Source organism: Streptomyces sp. DSM 116793 (assembly GCF_057320905.1).
Map to the genome: position 1 here is coordinate 7,879,320 of NZ_CM170494.1, position 14,713 is coordinate 7,894,032.

Here is a 14,713-nt window from a genome sequence, read left to right on the forward strand (position 1 = left end):
AAGCGGCCGGGAACACCACACGGCCGGGCACCACATCTCACGTACGAGGAGCGCATGCTCAAGCGCCTGACCTGGCCCTCCTGGCTGCCGGTCGACCCCTACATCCTGCTGTTGCTCGCCACCGTCGCGGTCGCGGCGCTGCTGCCGGCCCGCGGCGCCGCCGCAGACGGCGCGTCCTTCGCCTCCACGGCCGCGGTGGCCCTGCTGTTCTTCCTCTACGGCGCGCGCCTGTCCACCCGGGAGGCGCTGCGCGGCCTGGCCCACTGGCGGCTCCATGTCACCGTCCTGGCCTGCACGTTCGTCCTCTTCCCGGTGCTCGGCCTGGCCGCCCGGGGGCTGGTGCCGTATGTGCTGACGCCCGCGCTCTACAGCGGTTTTCTGTTCCTGACGCTGGTGCCGTCCACCATCCAGTCGTCCATCGCCTTCACCTCGATCGCGCGCGGAAACGTCCCTGCAGCGATCTGCGCGGGCTCCTTCTCCTCGCTGGCCGGCATCGTCCTCACGCCGCTGCTCGCCGCGGGGCTGCTGCGCGGCAGCGGCTTCACGGGCTTCTCGGGCGGGGCGCTGGCGCAGATCGTGCTGCAACTCCTGGTGCCGTTCCTGGCCGGGCAGCTGCTGCGCCGCTGGACCGGCGCGTTCATACTGCGGCACAAGCGCGTCCTCGGCCTGGTGGACCGCGGCTCCATCCTGCTCGTCGTCTACACCGCGTTCAGCGAGGGCATGGTGCGCGGCATCTGGCACCAGGTCACCGTCGTGCGGCTGGTGGCCCTGCTCGGCGTGGAGGCGGTGCTGCTCGCCGTGATGCTGGCCGCCACCTGGTACGGGAGCCGGCGGCTCGGCTTCGACCGCGCCGACCGGATCGCGATCCAGTTCGCCGGGTCGAAGAAGTCCCTGGCCTCCGGTCTGCCCATGGCCAGCGTGCTCTTCGGCGCGCAGGCCTCGCTGGCGGTGCTGCCGCTGATGCTCTTCCACCAGATGCAGCTGATGGTGTGCGCCGTCATCGCACGGCGGCGCGCCCAGGACCCGCAGCCCCCGGCGTCCGGGCAGCCGGCGGACCGGGCCCAGGAGGCCGGGGAGCCGGTGTCCGGCGGCCCGGCGTCCCGGGACCTGGCCGCGGGCCCCGGAGCGAGGGCTGCGCGGCACAGCGTCAGCGCCGTCCGCTGACCCGGTCCAGCGGCAGCCACAGCACCAGGTCGTGGTCCCACGGCCCGTGGGACCCGGCCGCCGGCTGCCCGGCGCCGAGCGCGGTCAGCTGCGTGTCGCCGAGCCCCGTCGCCCAGACGCGCACGTCGTCGATCGCGCCGGTGAAGAAGGCCCTGCTGTCCATCCGCTGGCCGACGTGGACGCCGAACGGTGAGTTGCGGCTCACCGAGCCCGGCACGTCGGGCCCGCTCGTCGCGGTGAGGTCCACCGCCAGCGTCAGCCTCCCGCCGCTGCGGCGCAGCGCGAGGTGGTGCCAGCGGCCGTCGTTGTACGCGCCCGTGACGCGCACGTACGCCGTCGCGGGCGGGCGGGCGCCGTCGCGGGTGGTGATCAGTCCGGTGATGCGGTTCGACGCGGGCTCGGCGCGCAGCCACACCTGCGGCTGGGTGTCCCCTATGCCGCCCATCCACAGCAGCGGCTGCTCCCCGGTGGTGGCGGTGTAGCGGAACCACAGCGACGCCGTGAAGTCCCGGGTGCCGAGCCGCAGGTCCTCGCGGAACGGCAGCCGTACGGCGTCGTCGGCGCCGTCGAAGGACAGTGCGCCGCCGAGCGGCCCGCGGGTCTGCCGGGGGCCGCCGAGCACGTTCGCGGGCGGTTCGCCCGGGGCCGCGTCGGCGGTGGTCGGGTAGCGGCCCTGCCGCGGGGCGAGCCAGTCGCGTGTGAAGCGGGCGAACCGGATCTCGTCCCGGGCGTCCACCGCCCCGCCCTCGTACAGCAGCCCGATGGTGCCGTCCCGGGCCCCCACGAGGTCGGAGTAGCCGGACCAGTCGGTGGTGACGACGGTGCCGCGGTCCACACCGTCCCAGGTGCGGCCGCCGTCCCAGGAGGAGCGGACCATCATCGTCCTGCGCCGGTCGGGGTCGGCCGGGCAGGACATCAGCAGGTGGTCGTGGCCCAGGTTCAAAACGGAGCCCTGCACCATCGGCGCGTACAGGTCGGGCTGGGCGCGGAAGGGTGCCTCGAAGCTGCTGCCGCCGTCCCTGCTGACCGCCTCGGTGCGGTGCCCGAGGTCCGTGCCGTCCTGCTCCCGGCCGCTCACGTAGACCGTGCCGTCGCCCCGCTCGGCGAGCGTCATCTCCGACGGCTTCTGACGGAACGTTCCGTCGGTGGCGATGGGCCACGAGTCGTGGGCGCCGATGTGCCAGTGGTCGCCGCCGTCGTCGCTGACGATCAGCGCGGCGTTGTTGGCGGTGACCCGGGTGCCGTCCCAGGTCTCGGTGTTGACGGCGAAGACCAGCCGGCCCCGGTGCCTGCCGTGGACGAGCTGGATGCCGTGCACCGGCCCCGTCGCGTACCAGGAGTTCCAGGTGGGCGGCAGGATCTCGGTGCTGAGGTCGCGCGGCTGCGACCAGGTGCGGCCGTCGTCGTCGCTGTACTGCAGGTGCGGGGTGCGGTCGCAGGGGACGCTGCAGCTCCTGCCGTCCGTGCGGCCGGTGTTGTAGGTCTCCGCCAGCAGGATGCGGCCGGTCCTGCGGTCCACCACGGGTGCGGGGTTGCCGTGGGTGTCGCCGCCGCCGTGGTTGACCACGGTCAGCGGGCCCCAGGTGCGGCCGTCGTCGGTGGAGCGCTTGACGACGATGTCGATGTCGCCGGCGTCGCCGCAGTCGTGCACCCGGCCCTCGGCGAAGGCGAGCAGGGTGCCCGCGACGGTCCGCACGACGGCGGGGATCCGGAAGCACGCGTACCCCGGATCCTGGGCAGCCTTGAAGAGAACCTGCTGGGCGAAGCCCGCGGTGGGCGTGGCGGCCCGGGCCCGGCCCACGGCCGGGGGAGCGGCCAGGGCGAAGGCCGCGGCGAGCGCGAGGGCGAGAAGCGCGAGGGTTCTGACGGGCCGGGCGGGGCCGCGGACCCCTGTGGTCCGGGGCGTTCCCGTGCCGCCGGTGGATCTCAGGCGGGCACGAAGGTGTGACGGCATGGCGAGACCTGCCCTTCATGGCGTCCGGGCATCCTGGACATCCCACGTCCAACGTGCAAGGTCTCAAACGCTACGGGTGTCGGCGCACGGCCCACAAGAAGCGTGCGGTGTCGAAGTGCGTGGTGCGGCACCCGGATCGGGGCCGGGCCCGGTCCGCGGCCGCGGACGTCCTGGCGCGGGCGGTGGCGCCGCGGTGCCGTGGCGGGGGCTCAGGGAACCAGGACCACCTTGCCGAGGTTGTTTCTGCTCTTGACCGCCTCATGCGCCTTCCCGGCGTCCTCAAGGGTGAACCGCCCGTGCACCGCGGGCCGCAGGGCGCCCTTGGTGAAGAGCCGCCACAGCTCCCTGCGCCACCGCTCGTACCGGGCGGGCTGCTCGCGGGCGATCCGGGCGATCTGAAAGCCCGTCACGGACTTGGCGCCCACCAGGAGGTCGTACGCCGAGACGGTGCCGCCGCCCGAGCTGTACGCCACCAGCCGACCGCCCGGCGCGAGCGCGGCCAGCGCCGGGGTGAGCAGTTCGCCGCCCACGGCGTCGAGTGCGTAGTCCACCGGCTCACCCCACGGCTCCTCGTGGTAGGCCACCACCTCGTCGGCGCCGAGGCCGCGCAGGAACGGGCCCTTGGCCGGGTCCGACACCGCCGCGACGACCCGTGCGGCACCGCGCGCCCGGGCGAGCTGGACGGCGAGGTGGCCGACGCCGCTGGCCGCCGCCGTGACCAGCGCGGCCTCGCCCCGCCGGGGGCGTGCCGCGGCCAGCGCGCCGAGTGCCACCAGGCCGCTGCGCACCAGGGCGACCGCGTCGACGGCCGTGGCGCCGTCCGGTACCGGGCTCGCCATGGCGGCCGAGAGCAGGGCGTAGTCGGCGTAGCCGTGCCCGAAGCAGAGGCCCGTGACGCGGTCGCCCACCCGGTGGGTCGTCGTGCCTTCGCCCACCGCCGCCACCTCGCCGGCGATCTCGCCGGCCAGCGGGATCGGCTCGGGGGACTCGTGCACCTTCCGTACGACGGGGAGCGTGACCCCGATCGCCTCGGTGCGCACGAGCAGCTCGCCGGGGCCCGGCGTGGGCACCCGGGTCTCCTCGGTCAGCAGCGGGCCGCCCGTGTGGGTGTATCGGATGCGGCGCATCCATGACCTCCTGGAGCTCTCGCGGGGAGCGGTGCTCACGCCTGGGCGCCGCGGTCTGCCCGGTTCCGGGCGGCCGGTGCGCCCGGGTGTCGTTGGTGAGACCAACGATACCCGGGAATCGTGGGGGCTACCAATGATTTCTGGGTAGACTGCCGCCATGCCCGCCACACCGCCCGCGCCCCGCAACATCCGTTCCCTGCCCAGTTGGCTTCTCGGCCGTGCCGCCGCGCGCGGGCGGGGCCTGGTCGCGGAGGTGCTGGCCCGTGAGGGCCTGACGATGTGGCAGCACGTCGTGCTGGCGGCCGCCGTCGACCTCGGTCCGATTGCCCAGGCGGAGCTGGGCCGCAGCGTCTCGCTCGACCCCAAGGACATGGTCGGCATCCTCAACGAGCTTCAGGCGGCCGGGCTGATCGAGCGCGCACCCGACCCTGCGGACCGCCGCAAGAACGCGGTGACCGTCACCGAGGCGGGGCGGCGGGCCGCGGAGCGCTGTGCCATTGCGGCGCGGGGGGCCAATGACGTGCTGCTCGCGCCCCTCACGGCTCAGGAGCGCGAGCAGTTCGTGGACATGGTGTACCGGGTGTCCGGGGTGCGCGGCTGAGGCCTTTGCCGCGGGGGGTTGTTCGGGCGTTCCCCGCCCGGGTGTGCGCCTGCGGCGGGCCTGAATGCCCGGCCCCTCGCGGTCTTGTGTCCGGCTGTCGGTCGGGGCCTGTCCGGGGTGGCCCCCGCGCCCCTTTGGCGGTTGCCTCTTGTGGACTTGTGGACTTGTGGACTTGTGTTCGGGTGTCGGCTGTCGGCTGGTTCGGCTTGTTTGCGCGGTTCCCCGCGCCCCTTCGGGGGCTGCCCCTTGCCGTCTTGTGTTCGGCTGCCGGTTTGTGGGGGGCTGGGCGCGCAGTTCCCCGCGCCCCTTCGGGGTGCGCCCCCCTTCGGGGGTGCGCCCTCTTCAGGGCGCCCTCGCCCAGGGCCGATCCCTGCGGCGTGCGGGACCCGGCCGGCGCAGGGGGCGCTCCCCGCCGGCCGGGGTCCCGCCGTCGTGTCCGCAGGGAGCGGGGGGTCAGCCCTGGGCGGCCGCGGCCCGCAGGGCGATCCGGTGCTCGCCCGCGTACACGTTCATGGATGACCCGCGCAGGAAACCGACCAGCGTCAGGCCCGCCTCCTCGGCCAGGTCGACGGCGAGCGACGACGGGGCCGAGACGGCCGCGAGGACCGGGATGCCCGCCATCACCGCCTTCTGCGCGAGTTCGAAGGAGGCTCGTCCGGAGACGAGGAGGATGGTACGCGCGATCGGCAGCCGCCCGCTCTGCAGGGCCCTGCCGACCAGTTTGTCGACGGCGTTGTGCCGCCCGACGTCCTCGCGGACGTCAAGCAGCTCGCCGTCGGTGGAGAACAGCGCCGCCGCGTGCAGTCCCCCGGTCCGGTCGAAGACCCGCTGAGCGGCGCGCAGCCGGTCGGGGAGCTCCGCCAGCAGGGCCGGTTCGAGCCGGACCGGGGGCGCGCCGCCCGCGGTGTCGTCGATCGGGAAGCGGGCGGTCGTGCGCACCGCATCGAGACTGGCCTTGCCGCACAGGCCGCACGATGAGGTCGTGTAGACGTTGCGCTCCAGGGTGATGTCGGGGAGCTGGACGCCCGGGGCGGTCACCACGTCGACCACGTTGTAGGTGTTGCTTCCGTCCACCGTCGCCCCGGCGCAGTAGACGATGTTCTGCAGGTCGTCGGCCGAGGCGAGCACCCCCTCGCTCACCAGGAAGCCCGCCGCGAGCGCGAAGTCGTCGCCCGGGGTGCGCATCGTGATGGCGAGGGGCTTGCCGTTCAGCCGGATCTCCAGTGGCTCCTCGGCGACGAGGGTGTCCGGGCGCCTGGAGATCTGTCCGTCCCGGACGCGGATGACACGGCGTCGCTCGGTGACTCGTCCCATGGTCTGCTCATTCCCGGTTCTGTACGTGCTGGTAGCCGAAACGGCCCTTGATGCAGAGGTTGCCATGGGTCACCGGGTTGTCGTGCGGAGAGGTGACCTTGACGATCTCATTGTCCTGCACATGGAGCGTGAGGTTGCAGCCCACGCCGCAGTAGGCGCACACCGTGGTCGTCTCCGTCTGCTTCGACTCGTCCCAGGTGCCGGCCGCACGCATGTCGAACTCGCTCTTGAAGCTGAGCGCGCCCGTCGGGCACACCTCGATGCAGTTGCCGCAGTACACGCAGGCCGACTCGGTGAGCGGCGCGTCGTGCTCCACCGCGATCCGGGCGTCGAAGCCGCGGCCCGCGACGGAGATGGCGAAGGTGTTCTGCCACTGGTCGCCGCAGGCGTCCACGCACTTGTAGCAGAGGATGCACTTGTCGTAGTCCCGGACGTACAGGTCGTTGTCGACCTTGGGCTCCTCGTTCAGGCGCGCCGCGTCCGGGCCGAAGCGGTCCGGCTCCGCGTCGTACTCCTTGATCCACTCGGCGGCCCCGGGGGTCGTCGAGAGGTCCACGGAGGACGCCAGCAGCTCCAGGACGATCTTGCGGCTGTGCCGGGCCCGCTCGGTGTCCGTACGGACCGTCATGCCCGCCTCGGCGCGCCGTGAGCAGGCCGGGACGAGGGTGCGGGAGCCCTCCACCTCGACCATGCAGACCCGGCAGGCGTTCTTGGGGGTGAGCGTGTCGCCCTGGCACAGGGTCGGGATGTCCTTGCCCCGGGCCCGGCAGGCGTCCAGGATCGTCGACCCCTCCGGCACCCGCACGGGCTCGTCGTCGATGGTGAACTCGAGGAGCCGGCGCGGCGGGGCGAGCGGCACGGCCGTGCTGCGGCCCGCCCCGGCTGCGGTGCCCCGGACGGGGCTCTCTGCGGTGGTCATGCGTACGCTCCCAGACGGTCGATGGCTGACTCGACGGCGTTCCACGCGGTCTGCCCGAGACCGCAGATGGAGGCGTCCCGCATGGCGCGGCCCACCTCACGGAGCAGGGCGATGTCGTTCTCCGCCGCGGCCCCGGTGCGCTCCAGGAGCCGGGTGAGGGCCTCCTCCTGCCGGACCGTGCCCACCCGGCACGGCACGCACTGGCCGCACGACTCGTCCCGGAAGAACTCCGCGATCCTCAGCAGGATGCGCGGCAGCGGCACCGTGTCGTCCAGCGCGAGCACCACTCCCGAGCCCAGGGTGGTGCCGGCCTCGCGGGTGCCCTCGAAGGTCAGCGGGATGTCCAGCTCGTCGGGGCGCACAAAGCCGCCCGCCGCACCGCCCAGCAGCACCGCGCGCAGCCTCTCCGGCGGGCCCGCCAGCTCCAGCAGTTCCCCGAGCGTGGCCCCGAACGGCAGCTCGTAGATGCCGGGCCGCGCCACGGACCCGGAGACGCAGAACAGCTTCGGTCCGGTCGACTTCCCGGTGCCGATCGCCGCATACGCCTCGGCGCCCATGGTCAGGATGGGCAGGACGTTCACCAGCGTCTCGACGTTGTTCTCCGCGGTGGGCTTGCCGAACAGGCCCTTCTCGACCGGGAACGGCGGCTTGGAGCGCGGCTCGCCCCGGTAGCCCTCGATCGAGTTGAACAGCGCGGTCTCCTCGCCGCAGATGTAGGCGCCGGCGCCGCGCCGTATCTCGATGTCGAACGCGTAGCCCTGCCCCATCACGTCGTCGCCGAGCAGGCCGCGGGCGCGGGCCTGCTCGATGGCGTGCGTCAGACGGGCCAGCGCGCGCGGGTACTCGCCGCGCAGGTACAGGTAGCCGTGGTGGGCGCCCACCGCGTAGCCCGCGATGGTCATGGACTCGATCAGGGCGTACGGATCGCCCTCCATGATGACCCGGTCCTTGAAGGTGCCCGGTTCGGACTCGTCCGCGTTGCAGACCACGTAGTGCGGGTGGTCCGGCTGGGCGGCGGTGGCCTGCCACTTGCGGCCCGTGGGGAAGGCGGCACCGCCGCGGCCCACCAGGCCGGCGTCGGTCACCTCGCGGATCACCTCGGCGGGCCCGATGTCGAAGGCGCGGCGCAGTGCCGTGTAGCCGCCCTCGGCGCGGTAGTCGTCGAGTGAGGCGGGGTCCACCACGCCGACCCTGCGCAGCAGTACCAGCGAGGGATCGCCGGCCTGCGGCACCGCGAACGCCGCCGGCGGCTCCTCGTCCGCCGAACCGGGGGAGGTGGCGGCGAGCGTGGCGGACTCCACGGTGGCGGGCGCGGCGACCGCCGTGCGCACCGGATCGCCGGCCCGGATGGCGAGCGCGGCCGGTGCGCGCTCGCACAGCCCCAGGCAGGGGCTCCGCTCGATGTGCACCCCGCTGCCGGGGCCGAGCCGCTGCTGGATCCCGGCGCACACCTCAAAGGCGCCGCGCGCGGCACACGCCAGGTCGGTACAGACGTGCAGCACGGTCGCGGGGCGCGGCCGCACCGAGAACATCGAGTAGAACGTGGCCACCCCGTACGCCTCTGCCGGCGGCACCGTCAGCCGCCGGCAGAGGTAGTCCAGGGCGCCGTCGCTGATCCACCCGACGCGGTCGTTGATGGCGTGCAGGCCCGGCAACAGCAGATCGCGCCGGTCCCGTGCCGGACGCCCGCCGCGCGCCCAGCGCAGATCGTCCGCCGAGCGCTCGACCCACTCGCCGGCGGGCGCCTCCCAGGCCGACTCGGGCGGGCCGAGCAGCGCGTCGACCGCGGCCCGTTCCTCGTCGGTCGGCTTGCTGTCACCGAAGTGCAGATCCATGAGCCTGCCTCACCTGCCCCTACCTGATTGCCGCGACGGGCAGCTTGTCGATACGGATGGCCGCCGCCTTGAACTCGGCCGTCCCCGCGATCGGGTCGTTCGCCTCGATCGTGAGCCGGTTGGTGTCCACCTCGTCCGGGAAGTGCATGGTCATGAAGGCCAGCCCGGGCCGCAGGGCCGGGTCGATCCACACCGGCGCCCGCACCGAGCCGCGCCGCGAGGAGACCTGGACCTCCTCGCCGGAGACCACCCCGTACCGCTCGGCGTCCTCCGGGCACAGCTCCACGTACTCGCCGCGGCGCAGCGGCGAGGCGAACGAGCCGCTCTGCACCCCGGTGTTGTACGAGTCGAGCCGGCGCCCGGTGGTCAGCCGGAGCGGGAACTCCTCGTCCGTGAGGTCGACCGGCGGGTCGTGCTGCACCAGGCCGAAGGGCGCGAGCGGACCGCGCTTCGCCGGGTCGGGGTCCCAGAGCCTGCCGTGCAGGTACGACGGCTCCAGCGCGTCCAGGTCCGGGCACGGCCACTGGATGCCCTGGTGCTCCGCCAGGCGCTCGTACGTCATGCCGTGGTGCAGCGGCGAGACGGACCTGAGCTCGTTCCAGACGGCCTCGGCGTCCGCGTACTTCCAGTCGTGGCCGAGCCGGCTCGCGATGTCGCACATGATGTCGATGTCCTCGCGGGCCTCGCCGGGCGGTGTGACCGCCTTGCGCACCCGCTGCACCCGGCGCTCGCTGTTGGTGGTGGTGCCGTCGGTCTCCGCCCAGCCGGCGGTGGCGGGCAGCACCACGTCGGCCAGCTCCGCCGTCTTGGTGAGGAAGATGTCCTGCACCACCAGGAAGTCCAGTGCGGACAGCCGCCGGACCGCCTGCTCGCTGTCGGCCTCGGACTGTGCCGGGTTCTCCCCGATGCAGTAGACCGCCCTGATCGAGGGCCCTCCCGTGTGAGGTTCCATGGCCTCGAACATCTCGGTGAGGTTCAGCCCGTAGTGCGGCTCCAGCCGGGTCTCCCAGAACGTCTCGAAACGGTGCCGGGTCTCAGGGTCCAGGATGTCCTGGAAGCCGGGCAGCCGGTTCGGGATGGCGCCCATGTCACCGCCGCCCTGCACGTTGTTCTGCCCGCGCAGCGGCTGCAGGCCGGAGCCGTAGCGGCCGACGTGGCCGGTGAGCAGGGAGAGGTTGATCAGCGCCCGGACGTTGTCGGTGCCGTTGTGGTGCTCGGTGATGCCGAGGGTCCAGCAGAGCTGGGCGCGCTCGGCGCGGGCGTAGGAGTGCGCCAGGTCCCGGATCGCCTCCGCGGGAACGCCCGTCACCTTCTCGGCCAGGGAGAGCGTCCACGGCTCCACCAGCTTCCTGTACTCCTCGAAGCCGGTGGTGGCGCGCTCGATGAACGCCGTGTTGGCCAGGCCGGCGTGGATGATCTCACGGCCGATGGCGTGCGCCATCGGGATGTCCGTGCCCACGTTGAGGCCCAGCCAGCTCTCCGCCCACTCCGCGGTGGAGGTGCGGCGGGGGTCCACCGCGTACATCCTCGCCCCGTTCCTGATGCCCTTCAGGACGTGCTGGAAGAAGATCGGGTGCGCGAAGCGGGCGTTCGAGCCCCACATCACGATCAGGTCGGTGTGCTCGATCTCCTCGTACGAGGAGGTGCCGCCGCCGGAGCCGAACGCGGCCGACAGGCCCGCCACGCTCGGTGCGTGGCACGTGCGGTTGCACGAGTCGACGTTGTGCGTGCCCATCACCACCCGGGCGAACTTCTGCGCCACGTAGTTCATCTCGTTGGTGGCGCGTGCGCACGCGAACATGCCGAACCGGCCGCGGTGCGCGGCCAGCCCCTCGGCGACCCTGGTCAGCGCCTCGTCCCAGGTGGCGCGCCGGAACGGCTCGTCACGCGAGTCGCGTACCAGGGGATGGGTGAGACGTGGATAGCCGCGCGGGGAGCGGTCACGCTTCCCCGCCCTGTTGCTCCGGCCCGTGGGGCCGTTGGTGCCGCTCATGCCGCGCTCCTCATGCGGTCTGCCAGCAGGTCCGATATGGCGTGGACGGTACGGAGCGTCGGCACCGGGACCCCGGTGATCCCCGCCAGTTCCACGACGGCCGCGAGCAGCACGTCGAGTTCGAGCGGTTTGCCGCGCTCCAGGTCCTGGAGAGTGGAGGTGCGGTGGTCGCCGACGCGCTCGGCGCCGGCCAGCCGCCGCTCGACGGAGATGCCGGGACGGCAGCCGAGGGCCTCGGCCACCGCGAGCGTCTCCATCATCATGATCTCGATGACACGGCGTGTGCCGCCGTGCAGGCACATCTGGCGCATCGTCGCGCGGGAGAGCGCGCTGATCGGGTTGAAGGAGATGTTGCCCAGCAGCTTGATCCAGATGTCGCTGCGGAGCTCCTCCTCCACCGGGCACTTGAGGCCACCCTCACGCATGGCCTCGCTGAAGGCCGTGCAGCGTGGCGAGCGGGAGCGGTCCGGCTCTCCGATGGAGAACCGGGTGCCCTCCAGGTGCCGCACCACGCCCGGCTCCTTCAGTTCGGTGGCGGCGTAGACGACGCAGCCGATCGCGCGCTCCGGGGCGAGCACGGCACTGACCGCCCCGCCCGGGTCCACGCTCTCGATGCGCGTGCCGTCGTAGGGGCCGCCGTGCCGGTGGAAGTACCACCAAGGGATGCCGTTCTGAGCGGCGATCACCGCGGTCCCGGGACCCAGAAGGGGCTCGATCAGCGGCCCGCACGCCGCGTACGAGTTGGCCTTCAGACCCAGGAAGACGTAGTCGACCGGGCCGACCTCGGCCGGGTCGTCGGTGGCGTGGGCGCGCGCGGAGAAATCACCGCGGGGGCTGAGCACCCGCACGCCGTGCTGCCTCATGGCCGCCAGATGCGGTCCACGGGCGATGAGATGCACATCGGCGCCTGCGCGATGGAGCGCGGCGCCGACGTAGGCGCCGATTGCACCGGCGCCGAGGACTGCGACTTTCACGTGGGGCGCTCCGTTCGGTTGAGGGGACCGAGGGAATGTGTCCCGACGAGGGAGATGAAGCCGGACCTGGCCGGTCTTCCACTATGTCGACGAAATATTGTCTACAGTATGGAACCTACCCCATCAAGGGTTCGCGCACCGCCGGTGCCGGTCTTGACAGAGTCATTGCATACGGTCGCCGCACTGTGTATATCGTCGGCCATTTCTGTGCGACGCCTTCCCAACCACCCGACCGGTTCCTATCGTTCCGGATCATGAGCACCCCCTCCCGTCCCTCCTCCCCGCCCTCCGTGGCGGTGCCGGACCCCGCGCACACCCGGCCGGGCGGACCCGTGGCCCCCGTGGGCTGGAGCCGCTGGCTCGTGCCCCCGGCCGCGCTCGCCGTCCACCTCTCCATCGGCCAGGCCTATGCCTGGAGCGTCTTCAAACCACCGCTGGAGTCCGCGCTCCATCTCAGCGGCACCGAGAGCGCGTTGCCCTTCCAGTTGGGCATCGTGATGCTCGGCCTCTCCGCCGCCTTCGGTGGCACGCTGGTGGAACGCAGGGGGCCGCGCTGGGCCATGACGGTGGCCCTCGCCGCCTTCTCCACCGGCTTCCTGCTCTCCGCGCTCGGCGCCGCCACCAGCCAGTACTGGCTGATCGTGTTCGGGTACGGGTTCGTGGGCGGCATCGGCCTCGGTATCGGCTACATCTCCCCGGTCTCCACGCTCATCAAGTGGTTCCCCGACCGGCCCGGGATGGCCACCGGCATCGCCATCATGGGCTTCGGCGGCGGGGCGCTGATCGCCTCGCCCTGGTCCGCGCAGATGCTGGACTCCTTCGGCTCCGACCACTCCGGGATCGCGCTGGCCTTCCTGGTGCACGGGCTCGTGTACGCCGTCTTCATGACGCTCGGCGTGCTCCTGGTGCGGGTGCCGCGGCCCGAAGGGGACAGCGGGGCGCAGGGCGGGCCCGCGTCCGTGACGGGGGTTCAGGTCTCGGCGGCGAGCGCGCTGCGCACCCCGCAGTTCTGGTGCCTGTGGGTGGTCCTGTGCATGAACGTCACGGCGGGCATCGGCATCCTGGAGAAGGCCGCCCCGATGATCACGGACTTCTTCGCGGACACCAGCACCCCGGTCTCGGCCTCCGCCTCCGCGGGGTTCGTCGCCCTGCTCTCCGCCGCCAACATGACCGGACGCTTCGTCTGGTCCACCGTCTCCGACCTCATCGGGCGCAAGAACATCTACCGCTTCTACCTGGGTGTGGGCGCGCTGATGTACCTGCTGATCGTGGAGTTCGGCGACTCGGCCAAGCCGCTGTTCGTGCTCTGCGCCGCGGTGATCCTCTCCTTCTACGGGGGCGGGTTCTCGACGCTGCCCGCCTACCTCAAGGACCTCTTCGGCACCTACCAGGTCGGCGCCATCCACGGCCGGCTGCTCACGGCGTGGTCCCTCGCGGGCGTGCTGGGGCCGTTCATCGTCAACTGGGTGGCGGACAGTCAGAAGGACGCCGGCAAGCACGGCGAGGGGCTCTACAGCGTCTCGCTGATCATCATGATCGGGCTGCTGGTCGTCGGGTTCGTCGCCAACGAGCTGATCCGCCCGGTCCACCCCCGCCACCACGTCCCCGCCGTGTCCGATGGTCCCGCCGAGCGAAAGGCCGCCGCCGATGCCGACCCCGTCTGAGTCCTCGCCGAGCCCGGCAGCGTCCCGGCCGGGGGACGGCGCCGCCCCGCCCGACCGGCGCGTGCTGATCCTGGTCTCCTGGCTCTGGGTGGGCCTTCCGCTCGCCTATGGGGTCTACGAACTTGTCCAGAAAGCAGCTCAGCTCTTCACGGGGTGAGCGCCCACTGACACCCGTTGACCGGGTGATATCGTCCTGGTTGAGACCGATTCGACCGGCGGGGCAGGGCTGCCTCGCCGGTCTTTGGTGTGATAAGGCCAACTCTTGTTCGGCTGATCTGCAACCCCATACAAGGGTAAAGAAACGGTAGACTGTAGACGATAGCCAATCCGTAATGGCTGCTTGGTTGCCAGGAGGGGGACCGCGATGTTGTCCACAGGACTGCCCCAGGGGGCGGTGCCCAAGCTGGAGCGCCCGGGGCCACTGCGCGAGCGGGTCTACGAGGCCCTGCTTGAGCTCATCACCACCCGCTCCCTGCGGCCCGGCCAGCACCTCGTCGAGAGCGAGTTGGCGGGTCACCTCGGAGTGTCCCGGCAGCCCGTCCGCGAGGCGCTCCAGCGGCTGAACACGGAGGGCTGGGTCGACCTGCGCCCCGCCCAGGGCGCCTTCGTCCACGAGCCGACGGAGGACGAGGCGGACCAGCTCCTGACGGTCCGTACGCTCCTGGAGGCCGAGGCCGCCCGGCTGGCCGCGGTGAACTCCGACCCCGCGGGCATCGCCGTCCTGGAGGAGCTGTGCGCCCGAGGCGAGCAGGCGGTGGCCGAGGGCGACGTCGAACTGGTCGTGGCCACCAACGCCAGGTTCCACCACCACGTCATGGAGATGGCCGGCAACCCCGTCCTCGCCGAGCTGGCCGGGCAGGTCGACCGCCGGGTCCGCTGGTACTACACGCCGGTCGCCCGGCAGCGCGGCAAGCAGTCCTGGATCGAGCACCGGCAGCTCATCGCGGCGATCGCCGCGCATGATGAGGCGCGCGCCACTGAGGTCATGCGCACGCACACGGAGCACACGCGGAGCACCTACCACCACCGCAACACCGCATCCTGACCCTCCGCGGCACCCCGGCGGACGTGGGCCGACCCCGCCCGACCCCGGCCGACCCCGGCCGTACCTCGCCGGCGCCTCGCCGTGCCCCGGAGTATCGGCGCATAGGCGCTCCCGGGCCCATCG

General features: G+C 72.3%; 12 protein-coding genes. 5 read left to right on the forward strand and 7 right to left on the reverse strand.

What is annotated here, in order from left to right:
• The first annotated feature begins 54 nt into the window (after positions 1-54).
• A complete protein-coding gene (locus tag ACSMXW_RS30980; RefSeq protein ID WP_485801178.1) occupies positions 55-1,164 on the forward strand; it encodes a bile acid:sodium symporter family protein in 1,110 nt (369 codons plus the stop codon).
• On the opposite strand, the gene ACSMXW_RS30985 is transcribed toward ACSMXW_RS30980, so the two are convergent.
• Positions 1,148-3,118 carry an exo-alpha-sialidase gene (locus tag ACSMXW_RS30985; RefSeq protein ID WP_485801180.1) on the reverse strand — a complete coding sequence of 657 codons (1,971 nt, stop codon included), beginning with the start codon at positions 3,116-3,118 and terminating at the stop codon, positions 1,148-1,150. The genes ACSMXW_RS30980 and ACSMXW_RS30985 overlap by 17 nt on opposite strands.
• Positions 3,119-3,327: 209 nt before the next feature.
• Positions 3,328-4,245, reverse strand: a complete 918-nt coding sequence (locus tag ACSMXW_RS30990; protein ID WP_485801181.1) for a quinone oxidoreductase family protein — start codon at positions 4,243-4,245, stop codon at positions 3,328-3,330.
• A 157-nt stretch (positions 4,246-4,402) separates the two neighbouring features.
• Here ACSMXW_RS30990 and ACSMXW_RS30995 point away from each other — a divergent pair, with 157 nt between their 5' ends.
• Complete coding sequence (locus tag ACSMXW_RS30995) at positions 4,403-4,846, forward strand: MarR family winged helix-turn-helix transcriptional regulator (RefSeq protein WP_485801182.1); 444 nt, start codon at positions 4,403-4,405, stop codon at positions 4,844-4,846.
• A gap of 453 nt (positions 4,847-5,299) precedes the next feature.
• Here ACSMXW_RS30995 and fdhD read toward each other — a convergent pair whose 3' ends face one another.
• The 5 genes from fdhD to ACSMXW_RS31020 are packed head-to-tail and all read right to left on the reverse strand — an operon-like array spanning position 5,300 to position 11,881.
• On the reverse strand, positions 5,300-6,160 hold the full coding sequence (gene fdhD, locus ACSMXW_RS31000; protein WP_485801184.1) for a formate dehydrogenase accessory sulfurtransferase FdhD: 861 nt from the start codon (positions 6,158-6,160) through the stop codon (positions 5,300-5,302).
• Positions 6,161-6,167: 7 nt separating this feature from the next.
• Positions 6,168-7,079: a 2Fe-2S iron-sulfur cluster-binding protein gene (locus ACSMXW_RS31005; protein ID WP_485801186.1), complete on the reverse strand. Its 912-nt coding sequence runs from the start codon at positions 7,077-7,079 to the stop codon at positions 6,168-6,170.
• The gene (locus ACSMXW_RS31010) at positions 7,076-8,914 is read right to left on the reverse strand and encodes an NAD(P)H-dependent oxidoreductase subunit E (RefSeq protein WP_485801187.1); all 1,839 of its coding nucleotides are present in this window, start codon (positions 8,912-8,914) and stop codon (positions 7,076-7,078) included. Before ACSMXW_RS31010 ends, ACSMXW_RS31005 begins: the two co-directional genes overlap by 4 nt.
• Positions 8,915-8,933: 19 nt before the next feature.
• On the reverse strand, positions 8,934-10,907 hold the full coding sequence (locus ACSMXW_RS31015; protein ID WP_485801189.1) for a molybdopterin oxidoreductase family protein: 1,974 nt from the start codon (positions 10,905-10,907) through the stop codon (positions 8,934-8,936).
• Positions 10,904-11,881 carry a 2-dehydropantoate 2-reductase gene (locus tag ACSMXW_RS31020; protein WP_485801191.1) on the reverse strand — a complete coding sequence of 326 codons (978 nt, stop codon included), beginning with the start codon at positions 11,879-11,881 and terminating at the stop codon, positions 10,904-10,906. The genes ACSMXW_RS31015 and ACSMXW_RS31020 overlap by 4 nt, the downstream gene beginning before the upstream one ends.
• Positions 11,882-12,135: 254 nt before the next feature.
• On the opposite strand from ACSMXW_RS31020, the gene ACSMXW_RS31025 reads away from it, so the two are divergent.
• From ACSMXW_RS31025 to ACSMXW_RS31035, 3 genes are all read left to right on the forward strand, one after another.
• Positions 12,136-13,545 (forward strand): OFA family MFS transporter, encoded by a 1,410-nt coding sequence (locus ACSMXW_RS31025; protein ID WP_485801192.1) that lies wholly within the window; start codon positions 12,136-12,138, stop codon positions 13,543-13,545.
• Positions 13,529-13,702 carry an MFS transporter small subunit gene (locus ACSMXW_RS31030; protein WP_485801194.1) on the forward strand — a complete coding sequence of 58 codons (174 nt, stop codon included), beginning with the start codon at positions 13,529-13,531 and terminating at the stop codon, positions 13,700-13,702. The genes ACSMXW_RS31025 and ACSMXW_RS31030 overlap by 17 nt, the downstream gene beginning before the upstream one ends.
• Positions 13,703-13,909: 207 nt before the next feature.
• Positions 13,910-14,590 (forward strand): GntR family transcriptional regulator, encoded by a 681-nt coding sequence (locus ACSMXW_RS31035; RefSeq protein WP_485801195.1) that lies wholly within the window; start codon positions 13,910-13,912, stop codon positions 14,588-14,590.
• Positions 14,591-14,713 lie beyond the last annotated feature (123 nt).

Coding starts and splice junctions, on each gene's coding strand:
- ACSMXW_RS30980 (WP_485801178.1), top strand. CDS start 55: ATGCTCAAGCGCCTGACCTGGCCCTCCTGGCTGCCGGTCGACCCCTAC.
- ACSMXW_RS30985 (WP_485801180.1), bottom strand. CDS start 3,118: ATGCCGTCACACCTTCGTGCCCGCCTGAGATCCACCGGCGGCACGGGA.
- ACSMXW_RS30990 (WP_485801181.1), bottom strand. CDS start 4,245: ATGCGCCGCATCCGATACACCCACACGGGCGGCCCGCTGCTGACCGAG.
- ACSMXW_RS30995 (WP_485801182.1), top strand. CDS start 4,403: ATGCCCGCCACACCGCCCGCGCCCCGCAACATCCGTTCCCTGCCCAGT.
- fdhD (WP_485801184.1), bottom strand. CDS start 6,160: ATGGGACGAGTCACCGAGCGACGCCGTGTCATCCGCGTCCGGGACGGA.
- ACSMXW_RS31005 (WP_485801186.1), bottom strand. CDS start 7,079: ATGACCACCGCAGAGAGCCCCGTCCGGGGCACCGCAGCCGGGGCGGGC.
- ACSMXW_RS31010 (WP_485801187.1), bottom strand. CDS start 8,914: ATGGATCTGCACTTCGGTGACAGCAAGCCGACCGACGAGGAACGGGCC.
- ACSMXW_RS31015 (WP_485801189.1), bottom strand. CDS start 10,907: ATGAGCGGCACCAACGGCCCCACGGGCCGGAGCAACAGGGCGGGGAAG.
- ACSMXW_RS31025 (WP_485801192.1), top strand. CDS start 12,136: ATGAGCACCCCCTCCCGTCCCTCCTCCCCGCCCTCCGTGGCGGTGCCG.
- ACSMXW_RS31030 (WP_485801194.1), top strand. CDS start 13,529: ATGCCGACCCCGTCTGAGTCCTCGCCGAGCCCGGCAGCGTCCCGGCCG.
- ACSMXW_RS31035 (WP_485801195.1), top strand. CDS start 13,910: ATGTTGTCCACAGGACTGCCCCAGGGGGCGGTGCCCAAGCTGGAGCGC.